Below are 13,140 nucleotides of genomic sequence, written 5' to 3' on the forward strand. Positions count from 1 at the left end.
CTCCTGAGCCCCGGAACGGCTCCCGTCAGAGCAGCCGCAGGCGCTGGGCCGCGATGCCGATCCGGACGGTCTGGCCCCAGCCGAGGCTGAGCGTGTCGGCCTCGACGCCGTCCCCGAAGGCCACCAACTCGTCCGACTCCACCGTGAGTTCGAGCTGCTGGCCGGCGGTCAGCAGGCCCTGGGTCTGCGAGGTGCCGGTGGTGGGCGAGGGCCACGCCTCCCGGACGAACCAGGCCAGACCGGCCGTGTCCGGGCCCGGCAGCGGGAGGGTGCTGCGGCTGGCCTGCCAGACCGAGCGGCACCACCCCGTCGCCCCGGTGCCGGTGCCGACCAGCACCCCGGAGGAGGCCTGGGCCTCCTCCGGGGCCTGCGGGGCGGTCAGCCGGTAGCGGGCGGTCTGGTGGCCGCGCTGGCCGAGGTAGACCTCGTTCAGCGCCAGCAGGCGCTGGGTGTCGTCGGCCACCGCCTCGACCATGGTGCGCTGCTCGAACCGGCGGTCGGCCCCCGCGCCGACCGCCGCCCGGAGCAACTGCCCGGCCCGCTCCGGGTGGTGACGGACCAGCACGCCCGCGTTCCGTCCCGGATCGGCGTCCACGCCGATCACCGGCTGGCCGGTCAGGTACTTGGCGGTGTTGGCCACCAGACCGTCCTGGCCGACCACCACCACGACGTCCTCGGGCGTGAAGAGGAAGCGGTCCAGGTCGGCGCGCTCCACCCGGCTGCGCCGCCAGTCCAGCGGCACCGCGCCGGAGACCTCGGCCAGCGCCTCGGTCGTCCGCTGGTGCCGCCGCTCCGCCTCGGCCAGCGAACGGCCGCGCGAGGCCAGGAAGAAGGAGGCCTGGCCGCGCGAGCCGTGCCGGGCGAGCAGCTCCTCGTACTCGGTGCGGCGGTGCACCAGGACCACCCGGGGGGTGAGGGTCACGACGACTGCCCGCCGCCCAGCTTGGCCAGCAGCCCGGTCAGCACGTCCGGGGTGAGGGTGAGGTTGTCGATGTTCGGCAGGTGCTCGGCCAGCCGGATCAGCGCCAGGGCCCGGAGCACCTCCGGTCCGGCCTGCTGGTGGGCGGCCAGCCAGGCCGCCTCGCCGGCCGCCCGGGCCTCGCCCAGCGCCCGGTCGCTCTCCGCCTTGGCGGTGGCCAGGATGGTCGCGGCCTCCGCCTCGGCGGCGGCCAGCCGGGTGCGGCGGACCGCCTCGGCCTCGGCCCGGATGCCGTCGTCGGCCGCCGCCTGCTCGGCCTGGCGGCGGGCGTTCTCACCCTGCTGCCGGATCAACTCCTCCTCCCGGCGGGCCAGTTCGATCTGGTTGGCCAGCTCGTTCTCGGCGATCGCGCGCTCCCGCTCGACCGCCACCGCGCGCCGCTCGTAGGTGGCCCGGTCGGCCTCCTGCTGCACCTGCTCGCGGGCCGGGGTGCGCAGCGCGCGTTCGAGCTCGGCCTCCGGGCGGAGTGCGGTGATCCGGACCGCGATCACCGCCAGCCCGGTCTCGGCCAGCCGCTGGTCCCCGCCGAGGCCCTCGCCGATCCGCTGCCGGAGCAGGGTGATGCCGTCGGCCAGCGCGGCGGCCAGGGTGGTGCGGGCGATCAGCTCCAGGGCGTGCTGCTGGGCGGTCTCGGTGAGCAGGCCGCCGATCTGGTCCAGCGGCTCGGCCCGCCAGCGGCCGGTGGCCAGGTCGATGCCGAAGTCCACCCGGGTGGCGGCGACGGCCGGGTCGGTGATCCGGAAGGTGACGGTGGCCTGCACCGTGAGGTCCTGGAAGTCGGCCGTCCGGGCGTGGAAGAGCAGCGACAACTCGCGGTCGTCGGCCGGTACTTCGGAGACGCTGGCGGCCAGCGGGCGGAACCAGTAGGCCAGCCCGGCGCCCTCCCGGCGGAGCTTGCCGCGCTCCAGGTGCCGGACGTACGAGGTGGGGGCGGCGCGCAGGTGCCGGAAGCCGAACCGCCGGGTGATGTCTGCCATGACTCTCTCCTTTATCGTCGCTATGACGATAAAGGCCGACGATCACTCTCGTCAAGATGACGAGAAGATCCACCTGTCCGGCCCGGCGGCCGGGCTGACGGTCCGTCCGGAAATCCCGCACCGACCCGGTCCCCGAACACTTCCTGGGGATACGCTGGGAGCGGCCGGGTGCGTACGGAGGGGGTCGCCATGTCGGTGCGGGGGGTGCCGGTCTCGACCGGCCCGTTCGGAGTGCTGCGGCGGGCGCTGCGGGTGCTGGAGGCGGTGGACCGCCACCCCGGGGGAGTGCCCGAGGCGGCGCTGGCGCGCGAGCTCGGGCTCGCTCCGCCCGCCGTCCGCGAGCTGGCCGAGGCGCTCGAACTGGAGGGCTACCTGGCACGGGTGGACGGGGCCTGGACGCTCGGCGGTGCGGTCGCGGTGCTCGGGCAGCACAACCGCGAGCAGCTGGTCCGGGTGCGCCTGGAGCAGCGGCTGGCCGAGCTGCGGGACGAGCTGGGCGCCGCCGTGTACTTCGGCCGCTACCACGACGGCGAACTGGCGGTGGAGGCGGTGGCCGCCGACGAGCTGACCGCCCCGGCGGTCCGGGAGTGGGCCGACTTCCGGGCCACCGCGCACGCCAGCGCGATCGGCAAGTGCCTGCTCGGCCAGCTCGACCACGACGGCCGCCGGGACCACCTGGCCCGCCACCCCGCCGCCCGGCTGACCGCCCGCACCATCACCGACCAGCAGCAGCTGATGCACCGTCTGGAGCGCCAGCCCGCCACCGTCCCCGTGCTCGACATCCAGGAGTACGCGCTCGGCACGGTCTGCGCCGCCGTCCCGGTCTCGGCCGGCTCCACGGTCGGCTGCCTGGCCACCTCGCTGCCGGTCGAGCAGGCCCACCGGCTGCGCGCCGCCGCGGAGCTGCTCGCCGAACGGGCGGCGCCGCTGATGCTGGCGATGGCGGTGTGAGTGCGGCCTGTCCGGTCGGGGGCGGCGGATTCCCCCGGTCGAACGCGAAGGGCCGCCGGGGCGCGGCCCGCCCGGCCCGGCGGCCCGACGGTGCGCCTGCCGCGCCGGTGGCCGAGGCGTCCCCGTCGGCCGCGACGCTCCTGGTCGAGCGGTGCTCGGCCGTGCGCACACCGGAGGCCGGCGACCGCATCGGCCTGATGTTCTCGCTGCTCGACACCGATGGGGACGGCGTCGTGGAGCCGTCCGACCTGGACCTGATGCACCGTCGGCTGACCGCCGCGCTGCCGCGCGCCCGCGAGGCGGCGCGGGCCAGGCTGGCCGCCGCGATCCGCCGCTACCGGCAGGCGCTGGTGGGCAGACCGGGCGGGTCCGGCGGGTCCGGTGGGCCGGGTGGGCCGGGTGGGCCGGGTGGGCCGGGTGACGGCGACGGCCGGATCGGGCCGGAGGAGTTCAGGGCCGTGGTGTTCGCGCCGGAGTGGTTCGACACCGTGGGGGACGAGTACGCCGAAGCGGTCGCCGGTTTCGCGGACCCGGACGGCGACCGGTGGGTGGACCGGCCGGACTTCGTGGCGGTGCTGACCGGAATCGGCTTCGCGCTCCCCAACGTCCAGGCCATGTTCGACGCCCTCGGCCCGGTGGACGGCGACCGGGTCGAGGTGCGGGTCTGGGCCCGGGCGATCCGCGACTACTACCGCCCCGACACGGCCGGCATCGCGGGCGACCGGCTACTCCCGAACGAGACGGTCCGCTGAGCCTGCCTGCTCGCCTGCCTGCCTACCTGTCCGCCTGCCTGCCTGCCTGCCTGCCTGCCCGCCCGGTCCGGTCGGTGGGTTCCGACGGATCGTCAGCGGTCCAGCGGGTACCACCAGCGGGCCTTGTAGAAGCGCAGCCCGGCCAGCTCGCGGCGGAGCTCCGGCGAACGGAGCGTCAGGGCCGAGCTGCACCACGGACAGGCGGGGTCCGGCTCCGGGGAGACGGTCATCAGGCGTCCGGTGGCCGGGTCCTGGTCGATGCTCTTGACCTGGCCGCCGCCCGCCGGGAGCGGCTGCGGGGTGAAGCCGTCGTCCGCCGGGTCGTACTGCCAGACCCTGTCCCGGGCGGCGATCCAGAGCCGACCCGGCGTGCCCGGGGCCGGGGCCAGGTCGTGGCCGCCGAGGCCGGGCAGCGCGACGGTCCGGACCGGGGTGAGGGTCGGTGCGGCGGGGGTGCCGCCGGGGCGGAGCGCCGTCAGTTCGGTGCTGCCGAGGGCCCAGAGCAGCCCGCGCGCGCCGTCCCAGTGCACCCCGTGCGCCCCGGCCAGCGGGTGCCAGGTGTAGTGGTCGCTGTGCGGCCCCTGCGAGGCGGTGTAGAGCCGGATCTGCCCGGTCACGCTGCTGGCCACCGCGACGTTCCCGTCCGGCAGCAGCTCGATGCTGTGCGGGTTCCCCGGCCCGGTGTTCACCGCCCAGCGCACCTTCCGCGACCGCTGGTCGACCAGTGCGGCCAGGCCGCCCGAGGCGGTGGCGAGCAGGTAGCGGTGGCCGTCGTGGCGGCGCAGCTTGGATTCGGTCAGCCCCCAGGTGGAGCCGCGCAGGGCGGCCAGCTCCGGTGCGGCGCCGGGGCTCCAGCTCCAGATCACCGGCGGGCGGCGCGGGCCGAGCTGTGGCAGCGGGGCGGCCAGCACCAGGACCGCGCCGGAGAGCTGGTCGGTCAGGGCGACGGGCGTGAGCGCGGGTTGGGCGGCGTAGGCCCGGGCACCGGTGGCTCCGGTCAGCACCGAGACGCAGACGGCCAGGGCGAGGAGGGAACGGGACGGACGGGGCGAACTCGGCCTGCGGCGAAGGCTGCTCACGATTCATCAGACTAACCGCCGAATCGGCGGCCTCCGGGGCAGAACCGCCGGTGCGGCGGCGCTGGTGGGAGCGTCACCCGAAAGCTATTAGACATGTTGTCGATAAGAATCGTCGAAACCCTTGTGGGCCGCCATACCCACGAGTAGTTTTCCCGGTGTCGAGCCCGCGTCCACCCACCGGTCAGGAGGCCCCCGTGTCCCGCCCCGCCGTGCCCCCCGCCGTCCACGACGCCCTGGTGCTGGAGCCCCGCGACGTCCAGTTCGACTGGGCCGCGCTGCCGCTGCACTGGATCCCGGACGAGCCGATGGCCACCCACACCATCAATGTGCTGCACCTGCTGCTCCCCGAGGGCGAGCGCTGGTTCGTCGAGGTCTTCAAGGACGCCCTGCCGCTGATCACCGACGACCAGCTCCGCGAGGAGGTGCTCGGCTTCATCGGCCAGGAGGCGATCCACGCCGAGGCGCACCAGGAGGTGCTGGACCACCTGCTGGGGCAGGGCCTCGACCCCCGCCCGTACGTACGGCAGGTCAGCTGGCTGTTCCAGCGGATCCTCGGCCCCCGGGCCGGACAGTCGCCGCTCCAGCAGCGCGAGTACCTGATCGAGCGGGTGGCCTTCGTCGCGGCGATCGAGCACTTCACCGCCTTCCTCGGCAACTGGGTGCTCAACTCCCCGGGCCTGGACCGCGCCAAGGCCGACCCCACCATGCTCGACCTGCTGCGCTGGCACGGCGCCGAGGAGGTCGAACACCGCAGCGTGGCCTACGACCTGATGGTCCACCTGGACCCGGGCTACCTGCGCCGGCTGCGCGGCATGGCCATCTCCGGTCCGACCCTGGTGCACCTCTGGATCCGGGGCGTCCGCTTCCTGCTCGCCGCCGACCCCTCGCTGCGCGGCTCGATCCGCCCCACCTGGCGCGAGGCCCAGCGGATCGCCCGCCGCGGCCTGCTCCCCGAGCCGGCCCGCGCCCTCCGCTCGGCACTGCGCTACTTCCGCCCGAGCTACCACCCCACCCAGGAGGGCTCCTCCTCGCAGGCCCTCGCCTACCTCGCCACCTCCCCGGCCGCCCGGGCCGCCGCCCACTGAACCGGCCCCGTCGGGCGGCTGACGCTCCGTCGGGACCGGGCGGACCGGGCACCGTGGCGGCGGACGGAGCAACGGTCGGGCCTCCGCCGGGCCGGCGGAGACCCGGGCCGGAAGCCGTCCCACCGGTGCCACCCACACCACCCGTCCGTCCCGCCGAGCAGGGAGGGGGCCGGCCGTCCGCTGGACTGACGCCGGGTCAGCCGTAGGTGGTCGCAGCCCATGGCGTCGCCCCCGTGGTGAGGCGACCCGACCCGCACCACCTGCCCGGCCCACCAGCCCGTACGACGTGCTCCACCCGTTCGACCCGCTTCACCTGTCGTCCCCGCCCGGGGGTGGGCGTCAGCCGGTCCGGCTGACGCCGGGTCAGCCGGACGGCACGGCGGCCGGGCGCGTGCCGCCTGCCCGGCCAGCAGTCCCGCACCACCTGCACCACCCGACGGACCCGCCGCCCCACAGCATCCGACCGACCCGCAGCACCCGTACCACCTGCACCATCCGCACCACCTGACGGACCCACCGCCCCGCACCATCCGACGGACCCGCTACCCCGCAGCACCCGACGCCCCGCACCACCCGACCGACCCGCCGCCCCACAGCATCCGCACCACCCCGCGCCCCGCCGTTCCTGCACCGAGAGGACCCCGTCCGGATGGACCTGGACCTGGACCTGCCGCCCGACCTGTACGGCCGTCCCCGGGCGGACCGGTACATGAGCCGGCTGACCGCCTTCGCCGACTGGCTGAACCCGCGCTTCGGCGGCCCCGGGCTGCGCCGCAACCCCCGGCGCCCCGCCGCCCGGCCGACCCCGCCGCTCCACCTGGTGGTCAGCTCCCACCGGGTGATCGCCGAGGGCGTGGCCGAGCTGCGGCTCGCCGATCCGTCCGGGGCGCCGCTGCCCGGGTGGCAGCCCGGCGCGCGGATCGAGCTCACCCTCCCGTCCGGTCTGGTGCGGCACTACTCGCTCTGCGGCGACCCCACCGACCGCCGCAGCTACCGGATCGCGGTCCGCCGGGTCCCCGGGGGCGGTGGCGGTTCGGTCGAGGTGCACGACGCCCTCCACCCGGGGGTCCGGCTGACCGCCCGCCGCCCGCGCAACGGCTTCGCGTTCTGCGGCGAGCCCTCGGTGCTGCTGCTGGCCGGCGGCATCGGCGTCACGCCGGTCCTCCCGATGGCCTACGAGGCCGAACGCCTCGGCCTGGACTGGACCTTGGTGTACGCGGGCCGGGACGAGGCGTCCATGCCCTTCCTCTCCGAGCTGCGCGCCTTCGGCCCCGACCGGGTCGAGGTGCTCACCGGCGAGCCCACCCCGGCCGGGGAGCTGCTCGCCCGGGCCCGCCCCGGAGCGGCGGTCTACTGCTGCGGCCCGACCCCCATGCTGGCCGCCGTGCAGCGCGCCCTGGACGCCTCGCCCGCCGTCTCCCTGCACTTCGAACGCTTCGGCGCCGCCCCGATCCTGGACGGCAAGCCCTTCACCGTCCGCCTCGGCGACGGCCCGGAGCTGGAGGTGCCCGCCGACCGCTCCGCCCTGGACGTGCTGCGCGAGCGCAACCCCGCCCTCGCCTACTCCTGCCACCAGGGCTTCTGCGGCACCTGCCGACTGCGCGTCAGCTCCGGCACCCCCGAGCACCGGGACCGCCGCCTCACCGCCGAGGACCGCGCCGCCGGCGCCTTCCTGCCCTGCGTCTCCCGCGCCCCCGAGGGGGAGCACCTCACCCTGGAGGTCCGATGAGCACCGGGACGTTCGACTACACCGAGCGGGACCTGGCCCGCTTCAAGGAGACCCAGCAGCTCGCCTACCACTGCGCCGAGCAGGTGGCGGCCTGGATCGAGCCGGGCGTGACGGAGCGTCAGGCCACCCTCAAGCTGCGCCAGTGCCTGGTGAAGGCGGGGGTGCAGGACTTCTTCCACGTGCCGTTCGCCTGGTTCGGCGACCGCACCGCCTTCCGGCACTTCCACACCCCGCTCCAGTTCTTCGCCGGGAAGCGGAAGCTGGAGGAGGGCATGCCGTACGTGCTGGACTGCGCCCCCGTGGTGGACGGCTACACCGCCGACATCGGCTACGGCGGCAAGGTCGGCGAGAACCCGATCTGGGACAAGCTGGCCGCCGACCTCCGGGTGTACCGGGAGCTGATCCTCGCCGAGGTGCGGGCCCGCAAGCCGCTGAACGAGATCTACGCGGCCGTCGACGCCCAGATCACCGCACACGGCTACGACAACCGGCACCAGGTCTACCCGGGCCGGGTGATCGGCCACCAGGTGACCCGGATGACCAGCCGGGGCCCGGCCGGGGTGAACCTGTTCGGCTTCGGGGTGCGTACACTCCAGACGCTCGGCCGGGAGCTGATCAGCGAGCGGCTGCACGGCCGGTCGCCGCTCTGGGCCGACGGCCGTTCCTCGCGGCACGCCCCGACGCCGGGGATCTGGGCGGTGGAGCCGCACATCGGCTTCCGCGAGGTCGGCATCAAGTTCGAGGAGCTGCTGGTGGTCACCGACACCGACGCCCACTGGCTCGACGACGACCTGCCGCACGTCCGCCGCTGGACCACCACCGAGGGGGCCGCCCGATGATCCGCCGCCGTACCGTCCACTCCGCCGGCCTGCCGCTGGCCGTCTTCGAGCAGGGCGACCCGACCCACCCGACCGTCATCCTGGTGCACGGCTACCCGGACACCCACGTGGTCTGGGACGACGTGGCCGAGGACCTGGCCGCCGACCACCACGTGGTCCGCTACGACGTGCGCGGGGCCGGCGAGTCCGGCGTCCCGGCCGGCCGCGACGGCTACCGGCTGGAGCTGCTCGGCGCCGACCTGTTCGCGGTCGCGGACGCCGTCAGCCCGGACCAGCCGGTGCACGTGGTGGCGCACGACTGGGGCTCGGTGCAGTCCTGGGAGGCCGTCACCGAGCCCGGCGCGGAGCGGCGGATCGCCTCGTACACCTCGATATCCGGGCCGTGCCTGGACCACATGGGCTTCTGGATGCGCAAGCGGTTCCGCCGTCCGACGCCCCGTCACCTGCGCCAGCTGCTGGTGCAGGGCGCGCACTCCTGGTACATCACCGCCTTCCACCTGCCGCTGCTGGCCCCCGCCACCTGGCGGCTCTGGCTGGCCCGGGCCTGGCCCCGGGTGCTGCACGACCTGGAGGGGGTCAACCCGCGCCCGGGTCACCCGCAGCCCACCCTCAAGCAGGACGCGGTGCGCGGCATCGAGCTCTACCGGGCCAACATGCGCCCGGCCGTGCGCGCCCCGCGCGAGCGGTACACCGAGGTGCCCGTCCAACTGCTCACCCTCAGCCGGGACCACTACGTGGAGCCCTTCCTCTCCGAGGGGCTGGAGCACTGGGCGCCCAAGCTCACCCGACGGACCGTCAGCGGCACCCACTGGTCCGCCCTGCTGGAGCACGGCGCGGTGGTGGCCGGGCACGTCCGGGAGTTCACCGGCGCCGTCTCGGCCGGGCAGGAGCGCGGGCCGGCCGCGCCCGGCGAGCTGGTGGTGATCACCGGAGCGGGCAGCGGCATCGGCCGGGCCACCGCGCTGGCCTTCGCGGCCGAGGGCGCCCGGGTGGTGGTCGCCGACCTCGACCTCGAATCCGCCGCCCGCACCGCCGAGTTGTGCACCCTGAGCGGCGGCACCGGCCACGCCTACCGGCTCGACGTCGCCGACGGCCCCGCCGTGGACGCCTTCGCCAAGCAGGTCGCCGCCGAGCACGGCGTGCCGGACGTCCTGGTGAACAACGCCGGCATCGGCCACTCCGGCACCTTCCTGCAGACCACCGAGCAGGAGTGGCAGCGCGTCCTGGACGTGAACCTCTGGGGCGTCATCCACGGCTGCCGCGCCTTCGGCACCCTGATGGCCGAGCGCGGCCACGGCGGACACATCGTCAACCTGGCCTCGGCCGCCGCCTACCTGCCCTCCAAGGCACTGGCGGCGTACGCGACCAGCAAGGCCGCCGTGAAGATGCTCTCCGACTGCCTGCGGGCCGAGCTGGCCTCCTCCGGGGTCGGCGTCTCGGCGATCTGCCCCGGGCTGGTGAACACCAACATCACCCGCACCTCCACCTTCTCGGCCACCACCGCCGAGGAGCAGCACGCCAAGCAGGAGCGCGCCTCGAAGCTCTACGCCCGGCGCAACTTCCCGCCGGAGAAAGTGGCCACCGAGATCGTCAAGGCCGTCCGCACCGGCAAGCCGGTCGTCCCGGTCACCCCCGAGGCCAAGGGCGCCTACCTGCTCAGCCGCTTCGCCCCCGGCCTGCTCCGGTTGGCCGCCCGGCTCAACGTCACCTGACACCCACCCCACCCGTCCTGCCAGCCCCACCCGCCCCGACTGCCCCACCCGTCCTGCCTGCCCCACCCGCTCCGCCCGGGACACACCCGGGACCCCGGCCTCATCCGTCCGGGACCGGTCCCACCGCACACTGGGGTGGACGAACGGCCCGGCCCGCTCCGACCCACCGTCGCTCCCGACGCACCGTCAGAACGGGCCGGGCCCACCGCCGTCCAGCCAGCCGCTCCGGCGGCGAAGCGGAGGACCGACCATGACCACCACCAAGCCCACCCCGCTGCCCGCGCTCCGGGTCACCGTGCACCTGGCCGCACCCGAGGACCGCTCCGGCGAACTGCTCGCCTACGGCCTGCTGGCCGCGCCCCGCACGGTGCTGGTGCCCAGCCCGCCGGCCGAGCTGGCCGACCCCTGGCAGCGGCTCTTCGTCCGGATCGCCGAGGTGCCGGACGGCGGGGCCGGCCCCGAGGGCGAGACCCCGCCCGAGGCGATCCGGGTCGGCGGCCTCTTCCTCACCGCGTACCGGGGGGCCGACTTCGACGTCTCGGCCGCCGTGCTCACCCTGGTCGGCGCCTCCCGCTACCGCAACGCGGTGGCCGTGCACACCCGGGCCCGGCTCGGCGAGACCCTGGAGCGCCACCACGGCGACCTCTGGGAGACCTTCGCCGAGCTCGGCTACCCGGTGGCCCGCCCCGAGGTGGACCGGGGCCCGGGGGACTGGTGGTACGAGAAGGGCCACGACGGCCTGGAGTCCTTCCTCAACCCGATCTGCTGCGTGAGCTACTGCAAGCCCTGCGCGGCGGTCCGCTGAGCGGGGCGGCCACCGTGTCCGTGCACTGGCCGCGCTCCCCCCGGGTACAGGACCTCGCCCTCGCGGTCGTCGCCGTCTCCGCCGACGTGCTGTTCTGGGGCGGCCTGTTCTCCCCGGCCGCCACCGGCGGGGACCGGCTGCTGGTGCTGCTGCTGGCCCTGCCGGAGTTCGGCGGCCTGCTGCTGCGGCGGCGCCACCCGGCCGCCGCCTTCCTGCTGCTCTGGGCCCTGGCCACCGGCACCGCCGCGCTGACCCTGCATCAGGACACCTTCTACTTCACGCCCTACCTGGGCTTCCTGACCGCCCTCTTCACGGTGGCCGAGCGCCGCCGCCTCCCGGTCGCGGCCGGGGCGCTGCTGCTCAGCCTCGCCCCGATGGCGCTGAAGGTCCACTACGTGCTCACCGACCAGTCGATGCCCGGCTACGAGCTGGCCGCGCTGGTCTCCACGCTGGTCTTCTACCTCTGGCTGACCACCGCAGCCTGGGCGGTGGCCCGCTGGACGGGGGCCAACCGGGCCGCCGCCGAGCGCGACCGCGAGGAGCTGGAGCGGGCCCGGCTGGCCGTGGTGCAGGAGCGCACCCTGATCGCCCGCGAGCTGCACGACGTGGTGGCCAACGCGGTCGCGGTGATGGTGATGCGGGCCGAGGCCGGCCGGGCCGCCACCTCGGGGCCGCCAGCCGAGGCGTTCGGCCACATCGAGGAGGTCGGCCGCTCCGCCGTCGGCGAGCTGCGCCGGCTGCTGCGGCTGCTCCGCTCCACCGGCCTGGTCGGCGAGACCCAGGAGCGGCGCGGCCTGGCCGAGCTGGACCAGCTGCTGGCCGGGGCCCGCCGCACCGGCCTGGAGGTGGAGCTGCACACCGACGGCACACCCGTACGGCTGGCCGAAAGTGTCGACATGACGGTTTATCGGCTGGTCCAGGAGGCCGTCACCAACATCGCCAAGCACGCAGGCCCCGGCACCCGCGCCACCGTCCGCCTGCACTGGGCCGACACCCTCCGGATCGAGGTCACCGACGACGGCGCCGGTCGCACCCCCGCCGCCCGCCACGCGCTCTCCACCGGCCACGGCCTGCTCGGCCTGGCCGAGCGGATCGCCGTCTGCGGCGGCGAACTCACCGCCGCCCCGTACCACTCCGGCTTCCGCATCACCGCCACCCTCCCACTGGGCTGACCTGCGGGGGAGCGCCGATACTGGGGAGCGAGACCCCACCCCAGGGAGGATCCGATGGCCACCGGAAGCGTCAAGAGCTACAACATGCACCACGGCTACGGCTACATCACCCCGGACGACGGCAGCCCCGAGCTCACCGTCTACCACGACTCGATCCTGGCCCCCGAGCCCCACGAACTGACGGCCGGTCAGCACGTCGAGTACGACCCCACCGTCCAGGAGTTCCGCCCGGTCGCGGAGCGCGTCCGCCCCGTGGACTGAGGCCGGGGCCCGGGCGCGGACCCTAGACTCCCCGGTATGACCGACCTCACCGCCGTCGCCGCCGACCTCGCGCCCACCGGGGTGCTGCGGGCCTCCGTCAACCTGGGCAATCCGGTGCTCGCCCACGGCACCCCCGACGCCCCCGGCGGGGTCACCGTGGAGATCGCCCGGGAGGTCGGCGCCCGGCTGGGGGTGCCGGTCGAGCTGCTCTGCTTCGATGCGGCGCGCAAGTCCTACGGGGCGATGGCGGACGGGCTGGCGGACCTCTGCTTCCTGGCCGTCGAGCCGGAGCGGGAGGCGGAGGTCGCGTTCACCGCGCCGTACGTGGTGATCGAGGGGGTGTACGCGGTGCCGGAGGGCTCGGCGATCCGGGAGGTCGGCGAGGTCGACCGGGCGGGCGTGCGGATCGGGGTCAAGGAGGGCTCGGCGTACGACCTGCACCTGTCCCGGACGCTCCGCCGGGCCGAGGTGGTGCGCGGCGCGGAGGGCACGGAGGTCTTCGCGGCGCAGGGCCTGGAGGTGGCCGCCGGGATCCGCGAGCCGCTCACCGCGTACGTCGCCGCCGAGCCCGGGCTGCGGCTGCTGGACGGCCGGTTCATGGAGATCCGGCAGGCCGTCGGCACCACCAAGGGCCGCTCGCCGGAGACCGTCCGCTACCTCACCGCGCTGGTCGAGGAGCTGAAGGCCGACGGATTCGTCGCGGACGCGCTGCGCCGCTCGGGCCAGTCCGGCGCCTTGGTCGCCCCGCCCCGCTGACCCACCGTCAGGAGCCGCGTCCCGAGGTGACGCCCGCCCGGCG

General features: G+C 75.2%; 13 protein-coding genes. 10 read left to right on the forward strand and 3 right to left on the reverse strand.

What is annotated here, in order from left to right; all coding sequences use genetic code 11:
• Positions 1–25: 25 nt before the first annotated feature.
• Positions 26–922, reverse strand: coding sequence for a hypothetical protein (locus tag ACIRBX_RS15885; protein ID WP_402297051.1), 897 nt, complete (start codon positions 920–922; stop codon positions 26–28).
• Entirely contained in the window at positions 919–1,956 is a 1,038-nt protein-coding gene (locus ACIRBX_RS15890) for an SPFH domain-containing protein (protein ID WP_402297053.1), read from the reverse strand. The genes ACIRBX_RS15885 and ACIRBX_RS15890 overlap by 4 nt, the downstream gene beginning before the upstream one ends.
• Before the next feature lie 189 nt (positions 1,957–2,145).
• On the opposite strand from ACIRBX_RS15890, the gene ACIRBX_RS15895 reads away from it, so the two are divergent.
• Both ACIRBX_RS15895 and ACIRBX_RS15900 read left to right on the forward strand, forming a co-directional pair.
• Positions 2,146–2,907, forward strand: coding sequence for an IclR family transcriptional regulator (locus tag ACIRBX_RS15895; RefSeq protein ID WP_402297055.1), 762 nt, complete (start codon positions 2,146–2,148; stop codon positions 2,905–2,907).
• A 161-nt stretch (positions 2,908–3,068) separates the two neighbouring features.
• A complete protein-coding gene (locus ACIRBX_RS15900; RefSeq protein WP_402297057.1) occupies positions 3,069–3,659 on the forward strand; it encodes an EF-hand domain-containing protein in 591 nt (196 codons plus the stop codon).
• Positions 3,660–3,751: 92 nt separating this feature from the next.
• On the opposite strand, the gene ACIRBX_RS15905 is transcribed toward ACIRBX_RS15900, so the two are convergent.
• Positions 3,752–4,738 carry a DUF6528 family protein gene (locus tag ACIRBX_RS15905; RefSeq protein ID WP_402297059.1) on the reverse strand — a complete coding sequence of 329 codons (987 nt, stop codon included), beginning with the start codon at positions 4,736–4,738 and terminating at the stop codon, positions 3,752–3,754.
• Between the two features lie 194 nt (positions 4,739–4,932).
• Between ACIRBX_RS15905 and ACIRBX_RS15910 the strand changes: the two genes are divergently transcribed.
• The 8 genes from ACIRBX_RS15910 (at position 4,933) to ACIRBX_RS15945 (ending at position 13,097) form a co-directional block, all read left to right on the forward strand.
• Positions 4,933–5,823, forward strand: coding sequence for a metal-dependent hydrolase (locus ACIRBX_RS15910; protein ID WP_402297061.1), 891 nt, complete (start codon positions 4,933–4,935; stop codon positions 5,821–5,823).
• A 649-nt stretch (positions 5,824–6,472) separates the two neighbouring features.
• Positions 6,473–7,552 (forward strand): PDR/VanB family oxidoreductase, encoded by a 1,080-nt coding sequence (locus ACIRBX_RS15915; RefSeq protein ID WP_402297063.1) that lies wholly within the window; start codon positions 6,473–6,475, stop codon positions 7,550–7,552.
• Complete coding sequence (locus ACIRBX_RS15920) at positions 7,549–8,391, forward strand: M24 family metallopeptidase (RefSeq protein WP_402297065.1); 843 nt, start codon at positions 7,549–7,551, stop codon at positions 8,389–8,391. The genes ACIRBX_RS15915 and ACIRBX_RS15920 overlap by 4 nt, the downstream gene beginning before the upstream one ends.
• Positions 8,388–10,103, forward strand: a complete 1,716-nt coding sequence (locus ACIRBX_RS15925; protein ID WP_402297067.1) for an SDR family oxidoreductase — start codon at positions 8,388–8,390, stop codon at positions 10,101–10,103. Before ACIRBX_RS15920 ends, ACIRBX_RS15925 begins: the two co-directional genes overlap by 4 nt.
• A 250-nt stretch (positions 10,104–10,353) precedes the next feature.
• Complete coding sequence (locus tag ACIRBX_RS15930; protein WP_402297069.1) at positions 10,354–10,908, forward strand: hypothetical protein; 555 nt, start codon at positions 10,354–10,356, stop codon at positions 10,906–10,908.
• A 14-nt stretch (positions 10,909–10,922) separates the two neighbouring features.
• On the forward strand, positions 10,923–12,080 hold the full coding sequence (locus ACIRBX_RS15935; RefSeq protein WP_402297071.1) for a sensor histidine kinase: 1,158 nt from the start codon (positions 10,923–10,925) through the stop codon (positions 12,078–12,080).
• Between the two features lie 54 nt (positions 12,081–12,134).
• Entirely contained in the window at positions 12,135–12,341 is a 207-nt protein-coding gene (locus ACIRBX_RS15940) for a cold-shock protein (protein ID WP_402297073.1), read from the forward strand.
• Positions 12,342–12,377: 36 nt separating this feature from the next.
• Positions 12,378–13,097, forward strand: a complete 720-nt coding sequence (locus tag ACIRBX_RS15945; RefSeq protein WP_402297075.1) for a transporter substrate-binding domain-containing protein — start codon at positions 12,378–12,380, stop codon at positions 13,095–13,097.
• Positions 13,098–13,140: the final 43 nt, after the last annotated feature.

This window comes from Kitasatospora sp. NPDC096147 (assembly GCF_044763225.1).
GTDB lineage: Bacteria > Actinomycetota > Actinomycetes > Streptomycetales > Streptomycetaceae > Kitasatospora.

Coding starts and splice junctions, on each gene's coding strand:
- ACIRBX_RS15890 (WP_402297053.1), bottom strand. CDS start 1,956: ATGGCAGACATCACCCGGCGGTTCGGCTTCCGGCACCTGCGCGCCGCC.
- ACIRBX_RS15895 (WP_402297055.1), top strand. CDS start 2,146: ATGTCGGTGCGGGGGGTGCCGGTCTCGACCGGCCCGTTCGGAGTGCTG.
- ACIRBX_RS15915 (WP_402297063.1), top strand. CDS start 6,473: ATGGACCTGGACCTGGACCTGCCGCCCGACCTGTACGGCCGTCCCCGG.
- ACIRBX_RS15920 (WP_402297065.1), top strand. CDS start 7,549: ATGAGCACCGGGACGTTCGACTACACCGAGCGGGACCTGGCCCGCTTC.
- ACIRBX_RS15925 (WP_402297067.1), top strand. CDS start 8,388: ATGATCCGCCGCCGTACCGTCCACTCCGCCGGCCTGCCGCTGGCCGTC.
- ACIRBX_RS15930 (WP_402297069.1), top strand. CDS start 10,354: ATGACCACCACCAAGCCCACCCCGCTGCCCGCGCTCCGGGTCACCGTG.
- ACIRBX_RS15940 (WP_402297073.1), top strand. CDS start 12,135: ATGGCCACCGGAAGCGTCAAGAGCTACAACATGCACCACGGCTACGGC.
- ACIRBX_RS15945 (WP_402297075.1), top strand. CDS start 12,378: ATGACCGACCTCACCGCCGTCGCCGCCGACCTCGCGCCCACCGGGGTG.